Here is a 23,411-nt window from a genome sequence, read left to right on the forward strand (position 1 = left end):
ACCTTCACTTTCCCGTTGCACTCCCATGACACATGCGACTTCTGCGCTTGCTCCCTGCTCCCCCTTTCAGTAATCGCTTCCCACCAGATCGGACGTCCTGGCCCCCTCCCCTTCGCGGACGATCCCGTAGGCGCCGTTGGGACCCACAAAACCGGTGACCTCAAGGGTCCCGACCTTGCTTCCCGGGTCAAACCCCAGCCCTTTGATCCCCTTGCCGCCACGGTAGATCCGCAACCGTTGACCGATTACGACGCCGCTTTCCCTCCCGGCGTTGATGTAGACCTTCTCCCCTTCCACCGCCGCAATGCCGCAGAGCCACGGGATATGCCGCGCAACGCCGCGGACCTTATCGGCAACGGCATCGAGGGACGCGGCACTCTCTCCTTGGCTTGAGACAGGAACCTCGATCCGGCGCAGGAGGATTCCCCCCATGCCGTCATACATCTCCGCCACGAGGAGGCTCCCGCCCCCTTCTCCCTTGAGGGAGCCGATGAACACGACTGCATTGAACTCCCGGTTCCGGTTGAGGCTCTGGACGTAGGCACCGCGCTCCTCCACGGATGCGGGCACGGAAAGGGCTCCCTCCGGCCGCGGCTCGCCGACAAGGGCAAAGCCGGCTCCTCTCAGCTTCTCGCCGAGCCCCGCCGCCAGCTCATTTCCCCCCGCCTGCACAACGGCGATGCGCAACCGGGGCGAGACCGCTGCTGCAACCTGGGAAGCCGGGGCGGGAGCCCCCTTCCCGACCACCTCCTCGTACCCCTTTTTCACCAGTTGGCTGCCGCGGGGAATGCCGCTCTCCACGTACCGCCGGGGAACCCACATGGTGGGCGAGGCGTTGGGGGACATGGTGTAGGCCGGGTTGTCCACCTCAACGTACTCTTCCGACGGTCCGGTGGCGGTCCGGGGACCGGCGCAGGCCGTGACGGTAAGCAGGGCCAACAAGGCTACATACCTGAGAGTTCCCATTCGATGCTCCTTTCTCGATGACAGCTGTTTGCAGCAATTCATAATCCGCCAACTTAAAACCCTGTTCTATTGTTTTTAAAAGATACTAATAAACCCATTCACTGTGCTCAGTGGATGGGGATATGAAAAAACCGGGGCAGGCATGGCGTCCTGCCCCTTGAATCACCAGTAAAAGGAGTTACTACGTGGTACGTCCTGTTGCGACTCTATACAAGAACTCAGCGGTCTTGCCAGGCGGCGGGCCGCTTGCCGAGGAAAGCGTTCAGCCCTTCCACGGCGTCATGGGTTGCCATCAGCTCTTCCAGGTACAGCTTTTCTACTGCGGCTATTTTCGTCTTGGTCCGCTCGAGGACGCCGATGCGCGCCGCGCGCACGGCAAACCGAAGCGAACTGGCGCTGAGCCCTGCAAGGTGCTCATCGAAGTAGGCAACCGCGGCCTGCTCGGGATCTTCGGCCACCGCAGTGACCAGGCCGATCCGGAAGCCTTCTTCCGCCGTGATACTGCGCCCCGAGAAGAGGAGATCCTCGGAAGCGGTCTTGCCGATCCTCTCCGGCAGCAGGCAGGAGGCCGCCGGGGCGAAGACGCCGATCTTGATCTCCGGCTGCCCGAGCATTGCTCCCGGTGCGGCGAAAATCAGGTTACCTGCGGCGACCACTTCAAGGCCACCGCCGAGGCACTGGCCCCGCACCGCAACCAGGACCGGCACCGGAGATTCCAGCATCTGAATCACCAGGGCATGCAGGGATTGCAGCATGGCGGCGCAGGATTCGGGCATGTGTTCCTCAACGCTGGCGCCAAAGCTGAAATGGGGGCCTTCCGCATCGAGCAGCACGGCCCGAAGCTTTGCACTGGGGAGATGCTCCGTTAACGCTGCCTGCAGCGCCGCGATCATGGCGGCGTCCACGATGTTCGCCTTGGGACGTGCCAGACGCAGACGGAGCAGCGCGCCGTCTTTTTCAAGCCATACCTTGAGAGGGCTCTCGCTCATGATTCTCTTTCCTCCTAAAATCAGGCTGATTATTGTTCAGCGGGGCATTGCTGCCCCGCCGGTCATTTTCGGCAACAAATTACTTGCCGGGAACCAGAATGGCCCGCCGGGTCAGCTTGTGGGCATGGGCTGCTTCAAAGATCTCGTTGATCTTCTCCAGGGGGTGCTTCTCGATGAACGGCGCCAGCGCGATCTTCTTCTCCAGAACCAGGTCCAGCGCTGCCGGATACAGCTCGGTCAGGCAGCCCCAGTTGCCCAGAGCCCGGGCATGGAAGGCCATGAGGTTGGAGAGGCGCAGTTCGATCTTGTCCATGGTGAAGCCTACTACCGACAGGGTGGCGCCGAAGGTCAGGAGACCGAAGGCGGTATCCTGGCCCGGGACAGTCCCGGAGCATTCAAAGATCTTCCAGCAGGTTTGCGGCAGCCCTTTTTCCTTCACGAAGGTCTGGATCGCTTTCTTCAGATCTTTCCCCTGCACCTGCCGCGAATTGATGGTAAGGCCCGCGCCATACTTGGCCATGTTGTCCAGCTTGGCCTGGTCCACATCGATGGCGACGACCGTGGCGCCCATGGCGTTGGCGATCTGCACGGCATAGCTCCCTACCCCGCCGATGCCGATGACGATGGCCAAGTCCCCTTTCTGAACTTCTGCCTGGACAACGGCCTGGTAGGGAGTGGTGACGGCGTCGGCGACCACGGAGATGTCCGCCAGTTCAAAGCCTGCCGCAGCGAGTTTCTTTTCATCGACGGGACAGAGTCCCCGGGCGGGCACCTTGATATGGGTGGCAAAGCCCCCCTGGATGTCGTTGCCCGGCATCTGCTGCGTGCGGCAAATGGTGCCGTGGCCCGAAAGGCAGAGGTCACAGACTCCGCAGGGAATGACCGCGGGAATCAGCACCGCCTTCCCTTGCCAGGCCTCCGCCCCCTTGCCCGTGGCAACCACCCGGCCGCTGATTTCGTGGCCGAGGGTCAACGGCAGGCCATGGTTGACGCGCACGCCATCGTAATAGAAGCCCAGGTCGGTATGGCATACCCCGCATCCGGCAACCTCAACCACCACTTCATTGTCAGACGGCGGAGCCGCGTCGAAATCCGCCTTCACCATGGGCTCGCCCACGGCAGTCATTGTCCAGCGATGCGGTGCAGTGCTCATTGATCCTTCCTCCCTATTCCGTTTGTTCTTAAAAAGTGCATGTTAATCGACAGGTTGCAACATAACCATTTTTGCAACTTGGTACTTTTTTACCTATTTCGAAACAAGCTTACCCACTGCAAACATCTCTTCGCTTAAACCTGCTGCAGTGGCGCTGCTTGCCGCGCCCCCGATCGGGCGGGGCAAGCGCCACCCCTGCTACTGAAACTTTGCCGTCAATGCCGGCACGAACTGCAGCACATCGGCAACGACCAGGACGTCTGCCACCTCGCCGATGGGCGCATCCTTATCCTTGTTGATGGCCACGATGAAATCAGACTTCTTCATCCCGGCGAGGTGCTGGATCGCACCACTTATGCCGCACGCCATATAGAGTTTAGGGCTGACCGTCTGCCCCGTGGTCCCCACCTGGTGGCTATGCTCGACCCACCCGGCATCCACCACCGGACGGCTTGCCCCCAACTCGCCACCCATGGCCTTGGCAAGGGCGGCGATGACCGGCACGTTTTCCTTTTTCCCAACACCCCGGCCAGCGCTGACGATGATCTCGGCCCGGGTAAGATCCACATCCTTCTTCTCCGCCGGCTCATAGCCGACAAATTCCAGCACCGAAGCGCCATCGGCCTCGATCCTCTCCAGTTGCGGAGTCCCGGAAGCGGCAGCCGCACTGAAAGCCCCGGCCTGAATGGTAAGAACGGCCTTTCCCGACTTCGGGGTCACGGTGCGCCTGAGCTTGGCATTGCAGACGCCCACTTCAAATTTGCCATCGACGATGTCAACGATCTCGGAAATCTGGGCTGCCTTCAGGTTTGCGGCGACGCGGGGCGCAAGGTCCCAGCCGTAGGAGGAATGGACGAAGACGACGTAGTCGGGGTTTTCCCGCTCAATCGCCGCCAGGACGATCTTCTTGTGGACATCCGGGTTGTACTCGCCATATTTGCCGGCATCGGCCAGGTAGACCGTGCCGTTGACCTTGGGAGCCTCAGCCTCGCTCCCGATCAGGACCATCGCTTTCTCGGCCCCCAGCTTCTCGGCAAAGGCAACCAGTTCATAGCTTGTTTCGAGGAGCTTTCCTTCACGGTATTCGCATACAAGTAGCGCTTTCATGCTTACCCCCTATCTCACTACTGCCGTTTTTTCTTTGAGGATGCCGAGGAGCTTGTCTGCCATTTCGTTCAGGTCCCCTTCCAGAACGATGCCGCCCCCTTTCCTGGCCGGGGGATAAACGCTGGCCGTGGCAGCCAGGGCCTCTTCCTTCAGGACGTCCACCCCCGGAATGGCCGCGATCTCCTTCTTCTTCGCCTTCATGATATTGGGAAGGGTCGGATAGCGAGGAACGTTGAGCCCCAGTTGGCAGGTGACCAGCGCCGGCGTCTTAAGCTTCACCACCCCCTTAAGGCCCCCTTCGAGCTCCCGCTTGGCGGTGACAACCCCGTCGGCAAAGGAGAAGCCGACCAAGGTGGTGGCACAGGAGTAGCCGAGTTGCTCGGCAACCGCCACCCCCACCTGGGCCGAGCCCCGGTCCTGGGACTGCATGCCGGTGAAAATCAGATCAAAGCCCTTGTCCTTTGCGTAGGTGGCGATGATCGAGGCGATCTGCCAGGGATCCTTGAGGGAGACGGCCGGATCCTGGACATGCACGCCCCGGTCACACCCCATGGCGAGAGCCTTTTTGAGTGCCTCCACCACCCTGTCGGGGCCGATCGAGAGCACGGTCACATCGGCGGCATCCCCCAACTGCTCCCTAAGCTGCACGGCCTGCTCGACGGCATACTCGTCGTACTCATTCATCCTGAAGGCCAGATCTGCTTCGTCATACCAGTTCCCCGAGCTGTTGGCCTTGAACCTCGACTCCATGTCCGGAACCTGCTTGATACATACGAGTACTTTCATAGAAACCTCCACGATCTTTACCCTTGTTCGATAACTTCAGCCCCGTTACTCCAACGCTATCCGGTTCAACGGCGTCCCGCGAACCGTCTAATCTCTAATTTGGTATAAAAGTACTATTTTACTTTTTAACTGTCAAGCAAAAATTATTCAGGGTAAATCGTTCGCAGAGATACCTCACCCCGGGTTGTCAATCACAGGTCCGGAAAAGCAATCAACAATAAAAACGGGAACTTGTCCCCCACGGGTGATTTTCCGGGGCGAAGCAAGCTCCCTCATTGATTGGCAGGATGGTTATAATCGGATCGTTTATTTCTATTTTGTCACATTATCCACCACTGGCTCCCGGAAGGGGCGGGGCTCTCGCGGAGAAGCGATCCCCGCAAAAAACCACCGCCGGCATGAACGGAGGGAAGGCCTCGGGAATAGCGGCTCACGTGCCACGAAGACCGACCAGTGACGCTGGATCGCTTCGGAGCGAGAGTTTCGCCCCTTCCGTCGCCATGCGATGGCAAACGAATGATTTTTACATCATGCCGATGTCCCACACCCCCATCATCCCGATATCCTCATGCTCGACGATGTGGCAGTGGAACATGGTCATGCCGTCGTAGTCCTTGACCGGGACGAGGATGGTGGCGCTCCCCATCTTCGGGATGATGACCACGTCCTTCCAGGCCGGTATGGTGGTGTAGAGCGAGGCATAGTCGGGATCGCCGCCGGTGACGGAAAGAACCTGGCACGAATTGACATGCTGGTGGAACGGGTGATCCATGCCGCTCTGGTTGACGATCTCCCAGACCTCGTAGGTGCCGAGGCCGGACGAAATCGTATAGGCGTGGTCCATGTCGGTGTACGAAATGCCGTTGATGTACCCTCTCCCCATCATCATGCTGAGAGAGATCTGCCGCCGCGGCAGGAGGGAAAGGTTCATGTTCAGCCGTGCCGCCGCCGGATTCACCGCCGTGGGGAGGGTGTCGCCCGCGGATATCCCGCCATAGGCGAGGGTCAGGAGCGTCACCTGCTGCAGGGAGCCGCCCCCCCGGGCGTAGGGGAGCGACAGCAGCTTGAAGTTCCCGCCCCCCTGGTCCGCCTTGACCAGGACATCGACCCGCTCTCCCGGCGCCAGGAGGATGGTGGAAAGCTTATAGGGCTTGTCGAGGAGCCCACCGTCGGTCCCCACGAGCCAGAGGGAGTGCCTGTCGAGGGAAAGCTTCAGGAAGCGGGCATTGCAGGCGTTGACGATCTGCCACCGCTGCACCTGCCCCGGCCGGATCGACAGGACCGGGTTCACCTGCCCGTTAACCATGACCAGGTTCCCCTCCTTCCCCCGCATGAAGTCGGAGTTGGAGGTGTACGGCTCGGGAAGGCCGTTGGCAATGGTGAGGTCCTTGATGAACATCACATGGGTCTCGTAGCCGGAAAGCGGGCTTCCCGCAGCATCGTCAATCACCAGAGGGCCGGCAAGCCCGCCCCAGTACTGCTCGGCAACGGAGCCGTGCACGTGGGGATGGTAGAAATTGAGGTGCCCTGGCTCTTCCAGGGCGAGATCGTATTCGTAATTGAGCTCCGTGCCCGGCGCCGCCGTCATCATCATGTTGTCGCCCATCCCCGAGGGGGTGACGTGAAGACCATGGGTATGGATGTTGGTGATGTTGCGCACATGACCGAGGATGTTGCTGGCGGTCGTTTTCGGCAGCATATTGACCATTCGCACCTTGAGCATATCGCCCCGGGCAGCCCGAATGACCGGGCCAGGATACATGCCGTTGTAAGTAAGAAGGGTCACCGCGGTGCCGTTCAGCCGCAGCCGTGCCTCCTTCACCAGAAGCTCGTAGGCCCCGGCGCTATTCTTCGTGGCATTGGGAATATCGAAGAACGACGCTCCCGGCGGCGGATCGACAATCGTCGTAGTCGTCCCCCCCATGCCGCCGCCCCCCATGCCACCGCCGCCCATGCCGCCACTCCCCATCATGGCCCTGACCACGCCGGCGTGGAGAGTGGCGTAAACGCCCGCAACGCCCACCGATGCCGCAGTGATGAATTTCCTGCGGTTCATTCCTCTTTTTTTCATGATGAAATCTCCTTTCCCTGGAATTTCCGTTGTTTTCGCGAACACCGTCGAGGTAACGAAAACCCGCCCCGAAGGGCGGGTTTCGTGCATCGCGACACAGTACTTGTTCGTCTTGCTTTAGGGCTTGACGGGGATATACGGCCGCATCATCTCGTTGTCCTCGTGGTCGAGGATATGGCAATGCCAGACGTAACCGGGGCCATCGGTGGCGTCGAAGGAGTAGCCGACGGAACCGCCGATCGGGTTGCCCTGGGGCGAGAAACGCACGGCGATCCGGGTAACCTCTCCCGGCATCATGACCACCGTATCCTTCCAGCCCTGCTCGTTCGGAGCTGCCGGCACGGGTGAGCCCTGAAGATAGGGGGTGACGAGCAGGTTGCCGCCTATCACCTGGTTCTGCCCGCCGATGGAGAGGGTATCCGTGAGGACAGTGGCGTACGGGTTGGGAGGGCCGTCTCCCGGGCCTTTCCCTGCTGCGGTCAAAGCCGCCATCCAGTCCGACAGGTACTTGTTCGCCTGGTAGGGCTGACGGTTCATGATCTGGAACTGCACGAGGTGGAGGTGGATCGGGTGGGCATCGCCCGTCGTGTTGATGATCTCCCAGACCTCGGTTGAGCCCAGGGTGGGAAGTTCGGTGAGCCAGTAATCAACCAGCTGCGTGCTTCCGGCAACCGGGGTATTCGTGGTGCCCATCGTGCTCTCCATGATGCCGCTCCACTTGGTGTTGTTGAGGAGCACCTCCAGCGGCCCGCCTCCCCCTTCTATTTCCCTCAGCACCAGTTGCCGCCGCGTGGCAACGGTCACACCGGGGGCTGTGGTTCCCTTGGCGGTCGCCAGTTTCACCATGGGTGTTGTCCGGAGGACGCATTTATTGCCGCTCTTCTTGGAGGCTGCCGGGTCACAGGTTCCGTCAGTGTCGCCGGTGACTGTCGTCCCTACCCTGAACTGCATTATCTGGGCGGTGGTCTGCGGGTCAGCGGCCATGCCGCTCGGGAAGGGGGCCTTGGCATTGTTCGTGAGAGTAACGGTTTTCCCGGCAAAGGGGGTAAAATCGACGATGACATCGGCCCGCTCACCCGGTGCCAGCAGCAGGCGGCCAGGATAGACAATAGGGACCGGCGCGTCGAGTAACCCGCCATCGGTGCCGATCTGCCAGATGGGTGCGCTGCGCAGGACCCCATCAATGAAGGCCAGGTTATAGAAACGGGCGTTGGAGCCGTTGAGGAGACGGAGGCGATAGCGCCTCGGCTCAACGTTCTGATAGGGCCACGATTTCCCGTTCACCACGATGACGTCGCCGAAAAATTCGGGAATCCAGAACGGATGAACCGTGGGGTTAGGTGGCGCGCCGTTCAGCCCGGACGGGAAGCCGTCGGGGAAGAGGAGTTGGCCGGCGGTGTCGAACTGCCGGTCCTGGATGAGGATCTCGGTCTCCTGGTCGCCGGCGGGAAGGCGGATCGGGTTATCCGCTCGGCCGGTATCGCGGTCGTCCCGAAGGAAGTAGAAGGCTGCCAGGCCGCCATAGACGTTGAGCCGGGTCGTGCCGAGGGCGTGGTCATGGAACCAGAGGGTTGTTGCTTCCTGGCCGTTCGGGTAGTTGTAGACCGCTCCGTTTGCCGGGGCTGGCGGCGCGCCTGCCGAGGTGTAGGTCCTGTAGGCCGGGCCACGCATCCCGTTCGGCGTGAACCACTGCTCCGGTCCGCCGTCGAAGTCCGACTTGTCCTCGCCGCCATGGAGGTGAGCGACCGCCGGCACCGGACCGGTATAGGGGTCGAAACACCCGGCGGCCATGGGAGTAAACATGCACCTGAGCTTGAACGGATCGGCCCAGTGGATCGTCTGGTCCACCGTCAGATACTTCTGCAGCAGCGGCGGTGTCCCTCCCGGCCCTGCCAGGTTGTTCACATACGTCGCCGTGGCCGGGCTCCCCTTTGTCGCCTCAACGGTATATCCCGGCCAGAGGGGGCCGTTGCCGTTGATCTTGTACCCCCAGACGGTCGTTGGGCCAAAGCCGCCCGACGCCGGGAGGACCTGCTGTTTGAATTCCTCGAAGGAAACCGTGTACCCCGACGTGGCCGGCACCCGTGATCCCGCGAAGGTGGGAAGCGGATCCCGATACTTGGGGACATTCTTCCCCGGCAGCGCCGTCTGGGGGACAAGGAAGCTGGCGGAGGCGTTCCCGATGCCGAGCGCCAGGGTAATGCCGGCTGCAACTGCTCCTCTCCACAATGATCGTCCGTCCATGGTTGACTCCTTTTTCGCTGACAGTATGTGCCGCACTTCCATAAAATCCCCGTCCCTGGGGAGCCGGCAATTTTCTGCCGGTGCCGTCATGGCATTGATCATGGACGGTCTCATCTCGTATTCCGTTGCCGGGGCACCCTATTTGCCCCCGGGACCGTTATGGCAGTCGTAGCATCCCACCATATCCCCCTTGGCATAGACCTTCATCCCCGTACTGGTGGTCCGGAAGCTGCGCGCGGTAAACGTTCGGGAGAGCCGGGTCCCGCGGTAGTCCTTGCCGTGGCAGACGGTGCACGCCTGCGAATCAGCCTTGGCCGCACTGCCATGGGTATCCACCCACGCCGCGCCAACGGTGTGAAGCCCATGGGGTCCGCCGGCAGCGCTCGGGGGGAATCCCTGGGGATGGCAGACGACACATTCCGCAATAGTTCCGGCATACCCCTGGAGGTTGATGCTCTGCACATTGTCGTTATCCTCCGAAGAGGGATATTCGGCATGGGTGGAACCGTGGCACGCCTCACACTGCATGGTTCCGTGGGTTGCGCCCACCTTGAAGAGCGCCTGGCCGGTCGAGAAAATGCTGGTCGTTTGCCGGAAGTTTCCGGATACGTCGAAGGCCGAGGTGTCGCGCACATACGTCCCGTCCGGGGCCTGGTAATGGCAGTACTGGCATTTGGGGAGATCGATCCAGCCGGCACGCCCTGCCCCCCCCACAACGTTCATGGAGCCATGGCAGCTCTGGCATTCGAGGGCGGCAGAGCCGTCCGGATTTTTTGCGTTTCCCATGACGCCCCGCAGGCACTGGGTCGTGGAGCCGGGATGGCAGTAATAGCAGCCGGACCGGTCCATGGTCTGGCCGAGGGGCATCCCGGTAGCATCATCCATGGCTTTGACCGCATGCCACGAATGCATTGAGGTGGTGAGCTGCTTCACCCCCGCGACCCCTGTCGTTCCCAGGGCATTGGACGGGTGGCACCCCGCGCAGAGGATCGGGGTTCCGGCATCGGAGGTGGCCAGAAGCCCGGCGGGCAAATATCCTTTCTGTGCCAGGGCAGTTGCATACAGGGGGTTTGCGCCATTCTTGGTGTCATGGAGGAGCAGGATGTTTCGCCGCCAGTCCCTGACAGGATTGGGATCGAAGACCCAGTCGGGCGAAGGCTGCGCCATGGGGTCGCCGATGCCGGAGGTGTGGCATTTGCTGCACGCCAGTTCATCGCTGACCGGCAGCACCGTATAGGTCGTGGCGAGGAGCACTCCGCGGCCGTCCCTGGCCTCAACCTTTACCATCGGGTAATAGTTGGGAGCGCCTGCATCATCATGGGGAAGGATCGGTATCCCGTCAGCCTTCCAGAATCCGGATGCCGGATCATAGGACATGGGCGCCGGAGCGGTTCCCGGCGTCCGATTGCCGGTCAGTCCGGTGTCCACCGGCAGGGTCACGCCAAACAGGCCGGACACCCACTGCCAGAAGTTCGTTTTCCCCTTGCTCGTGGAGTTAATGGAACCGCGCGTGTCGGCGGTCGCGGTGTAGGTTACGGTAACGCCTGCCGTCACCTGCTTGCCGGTTTGACGGTCGATCAACTGTGCATGGAGGTTGTTGTACGGGGGGAGAATCGCGAAGACCGAATAATCGTTGTCTATGCAATGCATCCCCAGATCGTTCCAGGCGATAAGGGAATATGCTGCCGGGGGATCGCCTGCCCCGTTTCCGCCACACCCCGCGCAGACCATGACCACCAGGAGAGCGGACAAATGCAGTTTTGTTTTCATGGGGTTCTCTCCTGGCAGCGCCTGGCGTGGCAAGATTGTGCTGGTATAGAGTCTATCGATAAATCGGGAATTGGCCTTGATGTAAATTGCTGAATATTTGTGAAATATTGCTATAGCGGGTTGCATCATTTTTTTGTATCAGCGCAATATTGACTCATTACACATAGTTGAACTCGTTTTAATACAACTTTGATTCAGATCCAGATACTAAATTGACATTTCTAGTAAGCAATTATTTTTGTGTAATAAATCTGCAACACAAAGACAGTTGGATTGTTTTTGGTATCAAAGAATTTTATGCATAGGATTTAGTTGTGGATTCAACTAAGGCAGGAGCGTCTGAATGCAGATGGGGATATGCCAGTAATGCTCTTGAACTGTCGGGTGAATTCACTCGGATCATTGAACCCGAGCTTGTAGGCAACGGTCGAGATAGTGAGATCCGCTCTCCGGAGAAGGGTTTCCGCCTTGCTTATCTTTACCATATTCATGAACCGCATGGGGCTCACGCCGATATACTTTTTGAAGTTGCGGCAGAAGTGGAATTTACTGAGGTGGGCCGCGCGGGCCAGGTCGTCGAGATATAAGGCGCAGTCGTAATTGCTCTTGATGTGCATGACCGCACGGCCGATCGATTCGGGAAGGTCGTCGGGAAGGTTGATGGGATCGGAATAGTGCCGCTTGAGGGGATCTCTGCGCTCCCGCTGCATCCGGCGAAGGGCGAGTATGGTTTCAACCGCATGCTGGAGCACATGCAGATCGACCGGCTTGCGGAAATACTCCCGGGCTCCTTTTCTGAATGCCTTGAGGACGATCTCCTCGGAGCTGGAATCGGTCAGAAAGATTACCGGCAGATCGTTGCGAAGTGCTTTGATTTCTCCAAGGAGGGTTATCCCGCCATCGGCGTCGGTGCCGCTGTCGAGGATGACGATATCCGGATCACTGGGGCCAATTGCCGTGGAAAGCCCCGCCGCGGATACGAGCCGGATGCCCGCATTGCCGACTGCCAGCAAGTCATACAGATCGGAATGGCTCGGTTCGGCAACAACAACTATGGATTGGGCCAGTGACATCGCCAGACCTTTCCCATGAACCCATCAGATCAACTTGTTCTCGATGACGAAGCGGGTCAGTTCCGCGTTGTTTTTCATGTTCAGCTTGCGCAGGATGTGGGCCCGGTAGGTACTGACGGTCTTCACGCTCAGGGAAAGCTCGGTGGCGATCTTGCCGACCGTCTTGCCTGAGGCGATCATGCTCATCACCTGATACTCCCTGTTGGAGAGACTCTGGAGGAGATCCTGCTGGTTATGATCACTGAGACCGGATACCAGAGACTCCGCCAGGGCCGAGCTCACATATTTTTTCCCCATGGAAATCTTATGCAGGGCATCGAGCAGTTCATTGGAAGCGCTTCCCTTGTTCAGGTAGCCCGCTGCCCCCGATTTATACGCACGGAGCGCGTACTGCTCCTCGGGGTGCATGCTCATGACGAGGACCGGCAGTTTCGGTTTGATGCTTTTCATCTCCGTCAGGACATCGAGTCCGTTTCTGCCCGGCATGGTGATATCGAGGATCACCATGTCGTAATCATTGGCCTGTATCTTGTTCAGCAACTCCTTGCCGTCGACCGCTTCGTCGACAACGCTCATGTCCACCGTGGTGCCAATAACCTGCTTGAGCCCTTCCCTGAAGATTGCGTGATCATCGGCTACAAGTATCCTGGTGCTCATCAACGTCTCCTTCCCTGGCTAATGGAATCCGTGCAACCACTGTGGTCCCCTGGCGCGAAGAGCCGCATATCCTCAGTCTCCCTCCAAACGCCTCCGCCCGTTCCCGCATCCCTGCAATACCGAGCGACTGCGGATTGTTCTTCTCTCTCTCAGTAATTCCCCGGCCATTGTCGCTCACCGACAGGGTCACCCTACCGACTTTTTCCACCAGGGTCACCCGGACATGGTCAGCGGTGGCGTGGCGGGCGACATTGCTCAACGCTTCCTGAACTATCCGGTAAACCGCCGTGGACACATCCCGATCCACCTTCTTCTCGGCGAGAAGGATGGTTGTCTTGCAGCGTATCCCGCTTTTCTTCTCGAATTCCTTTGCCTGCCATTCAATGGCATCGGCCAGTCCCAGGATATCGAGCATAACCGGCCGCAGTTCCGAGGAGATCCTGTTCACGGTCATGATGGACGAAGTGATCAACTGCTCCATCGCCTGTGTCCTGGCGACAAGCTTGGCGTGGTCGAGGTATTCCTTTGTCACGAGCGACACGTTCAACTGAAGGGCCGCCAGCATCTGTCCCAGTTCTTCGTGAATTTCCCGCGCGACTGCCGTTCGCTCCTCCTCCCGGGCCGACATAAGGTGAAACGAAAGCCTGCGCTGCTTTTTCAGGGAATCGACCAGCCCCTCCTCCCGTTTGCTGCGCTCAATCTCACGGGAATCCTCCCGGTCCGGAGGAGGCGGCTTTCCCGACAATTCATACCAACGCAGCTTCCGGTGCCCCCCCGCCCCGGGTGCCCGCTCCTCCTCCGGAATGTGCCGGCCGGTAATGTCTATCATCGCGACGCGGCACTCGTCCCCGCAGGTGTCGCAAGCCCCCTCGAAACGGATCAGGGAGGGATTCCCCCCTATCGGCTGTTCAAGCTCGCAACTGGCTTTACACGCACTCATCATGTTCCTGAGAAATTCCGCAAAGACCGGACGCGATCCCTCGGAAAGAAACTGCTCCAATGGCCGGCCAACGAGCCTGGAACGCTCCTCCCCCAGCATGTGGGCCGCAATATGGTTGACGGTGCGAATTATTCCATCCTGTCCCAGGATAACGCCGCCAACCGGCGCCTGATCGAACAGGCGATTGAATTGTTGCAGAACGTGCTCTTTCTCGGCCATGGCATCAACGAGTTTGGCGTTTTGCAGTTCCAGCACGTTCTTCTGCGCTTCAATTTCAAGCAGCAGCATCTCTATCTCCTTCTCTGTCCGAGGCGAAAACGCGCTCGACGAGGGAGGGAGGGGCTCCGTCACTCTTCCCGGCTCCGATTCGGCGGATACTGGCGGCTTGTTCTTGAGATTGTCCGTTTCCAATGGCGACCTCGCATACTCGCTACACCGGCTAATAAGTATACCGGATTGAGGCCCTTTGTCTCGCAGCGGTTCGGGCCAATGGCGTCCCGACCACAATATACTGCTGCAATTTCCGGCTCTTTAGCAGAATCTGTGGTGACACAGGGGTTCTGGCAAGTCGCCAAGTGTGTGATATAGCGCCACTTGCAGGCACTTGATGGTTCGGAAACCGTACGCTTTTCTGATAGTCAGTTTTGCTTTGAGGTTCAGACCCTCTACCGCGCCGCTGGAAAGTCGGCCTTTTGCCTTGAACCAGTTGAGAATCATCGGTTTGTGGTTGCGTAACATCCTGGCAACCTTCTTCATCGGTTCCAGGTCAGTTTGCATTGTCCTGATGACCCAGTCGTCGAGGAACTTGCCAGCAAAGTCAGACCGCTGGTAGTCCCAGAACTGCTGAAAGTCCTCGCGCAGCAGATATGCCTTGATTGATGAGAGGTTGAGCTTGAGCAAATCTCCCAATCGTGACGTCTGCTTCTCGGACAGATTTTCCGGCCGTTTCAGCAGCAACCAACGGCCCTTTTCCAGGACGTTCTCCTGCTTGGCGGCCTTGAACTCCTTGGCTTCGGTGCGCCGAACCTCGTCAATCGCTTCGTTAAACTTCCGCATGATGTGGAAGCGGTCGAGGATGTTCACGGCATTGGGTGCCCGCTTGGCGATAACCTTGAGATACGGTGCCCACATGTCGCTGCAGACATACTTGAGCTTGGCGCTGCGTTCTTTGCCGAATTCCCGAAAGAAGCGCAGTAGCGTTCTTATCCGACGTTGCGGACCACACCAGAGAAGACGCCTGACGCCGGCATTGAGCTGATAGACCATCGTAAGATACTGATGGCCCTTGAAGACGGCAATTTCATCAACACCGATTTCCGTAACGCCATCAAGGTTTCTGTTTGCCAGGCCGTAATCGACAGCATACTGCACCGCCCGAAAGATGCTGTCCCAACTGGTCTTAAAGATTTCGGCAACTTCCTTCCAGGAGAGTCGCCGAGCCCACCGGGCAAGATAGACCTGGTACGAGATCGTCATTTGCTCTTTGCCATACCCCCAGGGGAGGGATTCAACCTTTACCCCATGGATTGGGCACAGAACCCGACGGGGAGCGTAGCGAAAGAAGACCTTGAACGCCCAGATCGGCACATACTCGAACAGTCGGGCCGGTTGCGTGTCGTATGTCTTGCCTCGCTTGCCACATTCCGGGCATTCGGGCTTGCTGTTGCGACGAGCCTTGATGTCAATGACCAGTGCTTCTGAGCCGCCGACTTTCGCCAGTCGGCAATCTCCGTAAATGAAGGACTTGAAACGCTCGAACTTGTTCAGTACAGTCTTGATAAGCATTGCTTCTCCCGTGTCGGACTTGATCGTTTCTCGCAAAAACAATCTTATCCTTCACGGAGGGGCAATGCCCTTATTTTTTCAGCCAACTACCCACAGATTCTGCGGACGAGGCCAATTTCCCCCCTCCCCCCGCTCCTCTCCCCGCCGTGGGAGAGGGTGGCCGAAGGCCGGGTGAACGGTAAGGCAGGTTTGAATCAGTGCCACGCTGAGGATTAACAAACCCAAAGAGAGAATAACAAGACGATTCTACAGACGATATGTGCAGGTGTCCGTATTTTTACTAGGACATCATACGCTGAGTTTATAGGTAATTGCGACAGCACTATTAAGGGTTTGTCTTAGTCTTTCAGACCACACCGCATCACTTCCCTCGTACTTCAGTCATCGGAAAGTTTCTGTCTAACGATAGTACTTACTGCCGCTTATTCACACACAAATACCTATAGACCATTTCCCTGATACCTATGACAAATACAGATGTCCACCGAATAGAGCGGCCGCTGTTATTTCGTATAGTTTTATCCAAAATTGGGCCGCCGGAACAGACAGTGCGCAGCCCTGCATCAAACATCTCCCGCAAAGTTAGCCTAGGCATATTGACATATTCTAAGAGGAATTCCACCTATGAGACTCGTCATCCCCTGCATCACGTCATTTCTTATTACGGCCGTTCTCACCCCCTTCGTCATCCGCATCGCGACCGCCTGCAGGTGCGTGGATGTGCCAGGCGAGCGACGCCTGCACCGGAGGCCGACTCCCCGGTGGGGAGGGGCGGCGTTTTTCGCCGGGGTGCTCCCCTTTCTGTTTGTCGAGAGCCATGGCGGAGCATTGGCGTCGTTCATTGCCGCGTCGTTCATTCTGGTCGGCATGGGGATGGTGGATGACCTTTCCTCCCTTGACTGGAAAATGAAATTTGCCGTCATGGCGGCCGCGGCCACAATCGTCATATTCGGCGGCAACGTCACCATCAACCACATCGGGGTCTTTGGCTCACTGGGGCGGTTGGACCTGGGGATGTTAAGCATCCCCTTCACCTACATCGGCATCATTGGCATTACCAACGCCATCAACCTCCTCGACGGCCTCGACGGCCTGGCAGGCGGCGTATCGCTTCTGGGATTCCTGTTCATGGGGATTGCGGCCCTCCTTACGGGCAACGTACCGGTAGCGGTCATCTGCTTCGCCTATGTGGGGGCGCTGGGAGCCTTTCTCCTCTTCAACTTCCCCAACGCCAGAATCTTCATGGGGGACACGGGAAGCCTCTTTCTCGGGTTCTCTCTTGCCTTCGTGGCCGTGCTCCTCACGCAGGGCGTACAAGACTCGGTGGACTCCATGTTCCCGGTGCTCGTGCTCCTCATCCCCATCTTCGACACGCTCCGGGTCCTGCTGGTACGACTGCTGAAAAAGAAAAACCCGTTCCGGGCAGACAACCTTCATCTCCACTACCTGATGGTGCGCAGGAATATTCCCCCGGCACACGTGACGCTCCTCTTCTGGGGGGGCACGGCCCTCTTCGGCTCCATTGCGCTGCTCCTCACAAACCGGCCATCGGTCTCGTATCTTTCCGTCGTGCTGTATGCCGCGTCATTCCTGGGCCTGACCGCCGCAAGCCTGACACCGGGAGTGGAGGCCGGCAGGGAAGCGAAACCGGTTGAAACCAGTTCCTACAATACGGCCAGACAGCCGTACAGGCCCAAGGAAGGGACGATTACCGTCAGGCTGATGTTTGTCCTTGGCGTCGTTTTCCTGGCAACCCAGGTCTTTGCCGAGGAACCGGCCGTTCTCAAGACCCAGCGGGACAAGGTCAATTACGCCATTGGCGTCAACATGGTGAGGAACTTTACGCAGCAGTCGGTCGAAATCGACCTGGATATGCTGATGCAGGGCATGAGGGACGCCCGTTCAGGCGGCAAGCTTCTCATGACTGAGGAAGAGATCCGCAGAACCACCCTTGCCGTTCAGGAAGAGGTGCGGAAGAGACAGAAGATGGCCCCCATAATAGCGGCCAAGGAGGGGCAGGCATTCCTGGCTGAAAACAAAACGAAAGAGGGAGTGGTAACCCTGCCGAGCGGCCTCCAGTACAAGATACTGAAGGCAGGTAACGGCAGGACCCCCACGGATGTTGACCATGTTCTCTGCGACTACCGCGGGACCCTTCTGAACGGAGCTGAATTCGACCGCTCCTATCCCGGCCGTCCGGTGACGTTCAGTGTCGCCGAAGGAGGAGGAATCCCCGGCCTGAGCGAAGCTTTGAAAATGATGCCGGTGAACTCAAAGTGGCAACTTTTCATTCCCTCCCAACTGGCCTACGGAGAGCGGGGGCGGACAAGTCTCATCGGATCGCCGGTCGGGCCCAATGAGACGATCATCGTGGAGGTTGAGCTCCTCGCGATCAAGTGAGCACTGAACGAGCATTGTGCAGAGTACACAGGGCGGAAAGGAGGTAAGAATCATGAGAAAGCTGCCGGCATTAGCATCCGCGATTATCCTCTCGGGTTTGATGGCTGCATCGCTGCACGCGGCACAGAATCCCGGTTCCGGGAATCCGCAGAAACAACAGGCACAAGTCAAGCGAAACAGTGCCCCTGCCCCGAAGAAGGCCGTTTTATCCAAACGCAATCGGGCCAAGATCGAGGTGGAAGAGATGAAAAAGATCAAGCAGCAGTTGCAGAAGGACGGCACGAACTAAGAACTTGAGCGATTTTGGAGGAGGACCTATGAACAGGCAACAGCTTTCAATCATTATGAGCCTGGTGCTTGCACTGGCGGCACTTCCCCTGGCTGCCTACGCTGGTCCGGGGACAAGGGCGACGCCGCCGGCACCTGACTACCCTGCGTCCGCAACGCCCAGCGGAGGCACGTTCTACGCCAACAGCCCGGCAGGCCCCTGGAAATACACTAACATCATGGGCACCTACAGTAGCGCTTCCAGCAATTCCGGAACCCCTCTCAGGAAGTTTGTCGACTCGCTGCCGGGGCTCGGGTCCGGCGCACGGCCTGCCGGTACAGCCCTGGGCGCCAACAACCTCGGGCAGTACATCCCAATCGCAGCTCCCGACACGGCCACGTACCCCGGCTCGGATTACTACCAGATCGGTCTGAAAGACTACCGGGTACAGATGCACTCGGACCTCCCCCCCACCGCGGATGCGTTGGGAACCGGCACTAAGCTGAGGGGGTATTACCAGAAAAACGGTACGGACCACTCGTCCAACTACCTGGGACCTCTGATCATTGCCCAGAAGGACCGGCCGGTGCGCATCAAGTTCTTTAACGAACTGGGCGCTAACGGCGCGGGCGACCTCTTCATACCGGTGGACACCACGTACATGGGTGCGGGGATGGGCCCCAACGGGATGGATAACTACACACAGAACCGGGCCGATCTTCATCTCCATGGCGGACACTCTCCGTGGATCAGTGACGGGACCCCACACCAGTGGATCACCCCGGCCGGGGAGACGAGCACCCCCTATACCTCTGGTGCAAGTTTGAGAAACGTTCCCGACATGGATGGCGGGATCGAGCCGGCCGGCGCCTCCACCTATTTCTGGACCAACAACCAGAGCGGCAGGATGTTGTTCTACCACGACCATTCCTACGGGATAACGCGCCTCAACGTCTATGCCGGCGAGGCGGCAGGCTACCTCATAGTCGATCCCGCGGAAGAGACCTCGCTGGCCGCCGCCGGCGTCCCCGGCACCATCCGTAATCCAGCCAATCTGGGGGATACGGCAAATAACGACCTGGCACACATTATCCCCCTGATCATCCAGGACAAGACTTTCGTTCCCCAGGACATTGCCGTTCAGGATACGAAATGGAACGATCCCAAATGGGGCAAGTACGGCGACCTGTGGTTCCCGCACGTCTACGAAACGAACCAGTGGCCCACCAACCCGGACCTGAGTGGTGCGAACAACTTCGGCCGGTGGGACTACGGCCCCTGGTTCTGGCCGATCTTCCCCGCTGCCGTTCCGGGACTGCCCACAATGAACGTGTCCGGCGTGCCTGAAGGGTTCATGGATACGCCCGTTGTCAACGGTACGGCCTACCCGTATATGGACGTACAGCCCCAGGCCTACCGGTTGCGGATCCTGAACGCGGCCAACGACCGGATGTTCAACCTCTCCTTCTTTACGGCCGACCCGACCCTTACCCCCTTTGACCCGGTGACCGGCCAGCCGAACCCCGGTTATCAAAAGGAAGTCAAAATGGTTCCGGCAGTTCCGCGGCCGGTCTGCAGTGCGACCGTCACCACGAACTGCACCTGCGCCGGCGCCCCCGGAACACCGGTTGGCTGTTTCCCGCCGACCTGGCCCACGGATTCGAGGGCGGGCGGCGTGCCCGACCCGGCCACAGCCGGCCCGCCAATCATCCAGATAGGTTCTGAAGGCGGCCTGCTGCCGGCGCCTACCGTGATCAATCCCCAACCGGTCAACTATGAATACAATCGCAGAAACGTGGTGGTCCTGAATGTGTCGGACAAGGCGCTCTTCCTGGGGCCGGCGGAACGGGCCGATGTGATCGTCGACTTTTCCGCCTATGCCGGCAAGACCGTCATCCTTTACAACGACGGCCCCGCGCCGGTGCCGGCGTTCGACCCGCGCAACGACTACTACACGGGCTGCCCGGATAATACCTCGTCGGGTGGCGCACCTCCGACAATGGCCGGTTACGGTCCCAACACCCGGACCATCATGCAGTTCCGGGTAGCGGCTGCTACTCCGGTACCCTTCAATCCGGCTCCGTTAACCACGGCTCTGCCGACGATCTATGCAGCGTCGCAGCCCGCGCCGGTGATTCCGCAAACCGGCTATCCCGGCCCCTATAAAGCAACAGCCGATACCTATTCCAGAATATCAGACAACTCCCTGACCTTTACGCCGGTCGGCGCCACCGCGCCGGTAACGATGCCCATGAAGTCGAAGGCCATTCAGGAGCTTTTCACCGCGGACTATGGCCGCATGAACGCCACTCTGGGGGTCGAACTGCCGTTTACCAACGCCCTTATCCAGACGACGATTCCCCTGGGTTACATAGACCCGACAACCGAACAGCTCAACAACGGCCAGCCCCAGCTCTGGAAGATCACCCATAACGGCGTTGACACCCATGCCATCCATTTCCACCTGTTCGACGTGCAGATCATCAACCGGGTCGGCTGGGACGGCATGATTCGGCCACCCGACGCCAACGAGTTGGGATGGAAGGATACGGTCAGGATGCACCCGCTGGAAGACATCGTTGTCGCCATGAGACCGACGACGCCGCCTGTGCCATTCCCTCTCCCCAACAGCGTCCGGCCGCTCGACGTGACAATGCCTCTGGGTACCACAACGCAATTTACCGGTGTTGATCCCACTACCAATACGCCGATCACCGTTACCAACGAGTTGACAAACTTTGAGCACGAGTACGTTTGGCACTGCCATCTCCTGGGTCATGAAGAGAATGACATGATGCGGCCAGTTGTATTCGCTACCAAGCCGCCACAGGGTGACTTCAACGGCCTCGGCAAAACCGATATCGCCGTCTGGCGCCCTGGCACCACCGGCCAATGGTGGATCAAAACGTCAACTAACACGCCCGTTGTAATAAACCAGGGAATAACCGGAGATAAGCTCGTTCCCGGCGACTACGATGGCGACAGAAAGACCGACGTGGCCGTATGGCGCCCCTCCGACGGCAACTGGTACATTACCAACAGTGCCAACGGGACGACCAGTACCATAGGTTACGGAACCAATGGCGACATCCCCGTCCCCGGCGACTACGATGGCATCGGCAAAACCGAGACGGCAGTGTGGCGCCCCTCCAATGGTACCTGGTATATCCCCAACAGCGCCAATGGTACGCAGAGCGTCATAACGTACGGGACGAACGGCGACATCCCCGTCGCCGGCGACTACGACGGCGACGGCAAGACTGACGTTGCCGTCTGGCGTCCATCCAATGGCAGATGGTACATCAAGAACAGCGGCTCAACCACGCAAACCGTCGTCAGCTACGGCTCGAACGGCGATACCCCCGTTCCCGGCGATTACGACGGCGACAACAAGACCGACATGGCCGTCTGGCGCAACGGCACCTGGTACATCAAGAACAGCGCCACCAATACCCAAACTGTCGTGAATTTCGGCACCGCCGGCGACATCCCGGTCCCCGGCGACTACGAAAACCTCGGCCGGACGGAAATAGCCGTATGGCGTCCCTCCAACGGCAACTGGTACATCATGAATCCGGTGACCCACTTGCAAACCACCGTAAACTGGGGCGCCCCGACAGACTTGCCCATCAAGGTATTCCAACCGGTGAAGTAGATGAGAAGAACCGGAAAGGCCGGCAGCAATGCCGGCCTTTTTCGCGTTAGGACAAAGTATGACGCGGGACTCATTGAGGCGAAGAAACATAAGACAATCTCACATTCCTCAATCAGAAAGTCTCTACAAGAAAACAGACGTTCGCCGATTACACGAAATGCCGCTTAAAAATATACTTTGATCAACAACAAAGCACTCCCTCAGGGAGAGGGGACTATTTAATCACCGAAGAATGAGTAGCCCGCGATTCGCGTGACCCGTTGGTTGAGGGGTTATCCATGAAACTAGCTGTCGTGGCCGGAATGGTGCTACTGCCGCACGTTCTGTTTGCGGATACCGACTGCCGGGTCGATGAATACCCGGATCACTACGTGGTCGTATGCACCGGAGAAGAAAAAGCAGAACCTCCGGCGCCCCGGCCGTCGACTATAGGTCAATCCGCCACAGCAGCAACGTCCGCAACGCCGATTCAAGCCGCAATCCAGGATCACTCAACGGATAGCATCAATGGGCCCAGGCCCGGCCGCATGTCCAGGTCGCGCCTCGAGGCCGCGATCACGGCCCGTAACAGGTTTCTGCAGGAGAATGAGTGATCCGTCATATCCAAAAATCAAGGAGGAATCAGTACATGAGCCGGTTTTCTCATCTGAAATGGGGTGATTACTCGCTGAAATCCCCCGAATCCGTACCAGCCTTTCCCTGCCTCAGGGGCAATAGCCGCGGCAGGAGATGTATCCCCATAGGAATCTGGGGCTTGATCCTGTTGTTCTGTGCGGTATCCGCCGCCCTCGGTCAGGAGATCAAGGGAGAGAATGCAAAGCTCAACTACAGCGTGGGCTACCAGGTGGGCAGTGATTTCAAGGCCCATGGCGTGGAACTGGACCCCGACGCACTGATGCAGGGGGTACAGGATGCCGTCAAGCAGAAAGAGCCGTCTGTGTCCAAAGAAGAGATGAACAAGTCCCTGACGGGACTCAAACGGAAGATTGATGCCGCCGGGCAGACGAGCGCCCGGCAGAAAACCGCCGAGTACCGCCGCGCCAGCGAGGCATTTCTGAAGGAGAACGCCCAAAAGGAAGGGGTCAAGATCCTGCCGAGCGGCGTCCAGTACCGGGTAATCAGCGAAGGGAGCGGCAAAATGCCAACCCTCAAGGATGAGGTAAAGGTCCACTATCGCATCTCGCGGATAGACGGCAAGGAGTTGGGCAACACCTATGACGCCGGCATTCCGAGAACCGTCTCCGTGGCAAAAGCGATGCCGGCCCTCCAGGAGGTGCTGCCGCTGATGGCCGAGGGGTCCAAGTGGCAGGTCGTCATCCCCACTGGCACCGCTTCGGGAAACAAGGAACCCCTGGATGACCAGGGAGTTTTGATCTACGACCTGGAACTGGTTTCCGTTATTCCGGCTAAATAGGCGACCTTCAACGTCTCTATAAAAACCTAGGGAAAGGTGGTGATCGGAAAGACGGCAGGGATTGCTGCAGACATCGCTGAACCATCTCCGGAGCGACACACGTCGGGATGGCACCCAAAGGGCATGAGGCCCT

The 23,411-nt window shown here is 58.9% G+C and carries 16 protein-coding genes; 4 read left to right on the forward strand and 12 right to left on the reverse strand.

All coding sequences use genetic code 11. From position 1 onward, the window contains the following. Positions 1 to 66 precede the first annotated feature (66 nt). The 12 genes from GMET_RS10830 to GMET_RS10885 form a co-directional block, all read right to left on the reverse strand. Positions 67 to 966, reverse strand: a complete 900-nt coding sequence (locus tag GMET_RS10830) for a hypothetical protein (RefSeq protein WP_004513056.1) — start codon at positions 964 to 966, stop codon at positions 67 to 69. A gap of 218 nt (positions 967 to 1,184) precedes the next feature. After that, complete coding sequence (locus GMET_RS10835; protein ID WP_004513055.1) at positions 1,185 to 1,955, reverse strand: cyclohexa-1,5-dienecarbonyl-CoA hydratase; 771 nt, start codon at positions 1,953 to 1,955, stop codon at positions 1,185 to 1,187. A gap of 79 nt (positions 1,956 to 2,034) precedes the next feature. Further along, complete coding sequence (gene had, locus GMET_RS10840) at positions 2,035 to 3,108, reverse strand: 6-hydroxycyclohex-1-ene-1-carbonyl-CoA dehydrogenase (protein ID WP_004513054.1); 1,074 nt, start codon at positions 3,106 to 3,108, stop codon at positions 2,035 to 2,037. 198 nt (positions 3,109 to 3,306) lie between these two features. Then, complete coding sequence (locus tag GMET_RS10845; protein ID WP_004513053.1) at positions 3,307 to 4,215, reverse strand: electron transfer flavoprotein subunit alpha/FixB family protein; 909 nt, start codon at positions 4,213 to 4,215, stop codon at positions 3,307 to 3,309. Positions 4,216 to 4,224: 9 nt separating this feature from the next. After that, complete coding sequence (locus GMET_RS10850; RefSeq protein ID WP_004513052.1) at positions 4,225 to 5,001, reverse strand: electron transfer flavoprotein subunit beta/FixA family protein; 777 nt, start codon at positions 4,999 to 5,001, stop codon at positions 4,225 to 4,227. 523 nt (positions 5,002 to 5,524) lie between these two features. Further along, positions 5,525 to 7,072 carry a multicopper oxidase family protein gene (locus tag GMET_RS10855; RefSeq protein WP_004513051.1) on the reverse strand — a complete coding sequence of 516 codons (1,548 nt, stop codon included), beginning with the start codon at positions 7,070 to 7,072 and terminating at the stop codon, positions 5,525 to 5,527. 117 nt (positions 7,073 to 7,189) lie between these two features. Then, the gene (locus GMET_RS10860; protein ID WP_004513050.1) at positions 7,190 to 9,316 is read right to left on the reverse strand and encodes a multicopper oxidase family protein; all 2,127 of its coding nucleotides are present in this window, start codon (positions 9,314 to 9,316) and stop codon (positions 7,190 to 7,192) included. Positions 9,317 to 9,454: 138 nt separating this feature from the next. Further along, positions 9,455 to 11,086, reverse strand: coding sequence for a multiheme c-type cytochrome (locus GMET_RS10865; protein ID WP_004513049.1), 1,632 nt, complete (start codon positions 11,084 to 11,086; stop codon positions 9,455 to 9,457). Positions 11,087 to 11,406: 320 nt separating this feature from the next. Continuing rightward, entirely contained in the window at positions 11,407 to 12,159 is a 753-nt protein-coding gene (locus tag GMET_RS10870) for a response regulator transcription factor (RefSeq protein WP_004513048.1), read from the reverse strand. A 24-nt stretch (positions 12,160 to 12,183) separates the two neighbouring features. Continuing rightward, complete coding sequence (locus tag GMET_RS10875; protein WP_004513047.1) at positions 12,184 to 12,816, reverse strand: response regulator; 633 nt, start codon at positions 12,814 to 12,816, stop codon at positions 12,184 to 12,186. Then, positions 12,788 to 14,044, reverse strand: a complete 1,257-nt coding sequence (locus GMET_RS10880) for a PAS domain-containing sensor histidine kinase (protein ID WP_004513046.1) — start codon at positions 14,042 to 14,044, stop codon at positions 12,788 to 12,790. The genes GMET_RS10875 and GMET_RS10880 overlap by 29 nt, the downstream gene beginning before the upstream one ends. Before the next feature lie 243 nt (positions 14,045 to 14,287). Beyond that, complete coding sequence (locus GMET_RS10885; protein ID WP_004514804.1) at positions 14,288 to 15,541, reverse strand: ISL3-like element ISGme6 family transposase; 1,254 nt, start codon at positions 15,539 to 15,541, stop codon at positions 14,288 to 14,290. A 624-nt stretch (positions 15,542 to 16,165) separates the two neighbouring features. Here GMET_RS10885 and GMET_RS10890 point away from each other — a divergent pair. The 4 genes from GMET_RS10890 to GMET_RS10910 all read left to right on the forward strand — a co-directional run bounded on the left by GMET_RS10890 (position 16,166) and on the right by GMET_RS10910 (position 23,278). Further along, positions 16,166 to 17,941, forward strand: coding sequence for an FKBP-type peptidyl-prolyl cis-trans isomerase N-terminal domain-containing protein (locus tag GMET_RS10890; RefSeq protein WP_004514755.1), 1,776 nt, complete (start codon positions 16,166 to 16,168; stop codon positions 17,939 to 17,941). Positions 17,942 to 17,993: 52 nt separating this feature from the next. Continuing rightward, a complete protein-coding gene (locus tag GMET_RS10895; protein ID WP_004514754.1) occupies positions 17,994 to 18,230 on the forward strand; it encodes a hypothetical protein in 237 nt (78 codons plus the stop codon). A 28-nt stretch (positions 18,231 to 18,258) separates the two neighbouring features. Next, positions 18,259 to 21,864, forward strand: coding sequence for an FG-GAP-like repeat-containing protein (locus GMET_RS19040; protein WP_011365924.1), 3,606 nt, complete (start codon positions 18,259 to 18,261; stop codon positions 21,862 to 21,864). Between the two features lie 754 nt (positions 21,865 to 22,618). Then, entirely contained in the window at positions 22,619 to 23,278 is a 660-nt protein-coding gene (locus tag GMET_RS10910) for an FKBP-type peptidyl-prolyl cis-trans isomerase N-terminal domain-containing protein (RefSeq protein WP_238378912.1), read from the forward strand. Positions 23,279 to 23,411: the final 133 nt, after the last annotated feature.

This window comes from Geobacter metallireducens GS-15 (assembly GCF_000012925.1).
GTDB classification, from domain to species: Bacteria; Desulfobacterota; Desulfuromonadia; order Geobacterales; family Geobacteraceae; genus Geobacter; species Geobacter metallireducens.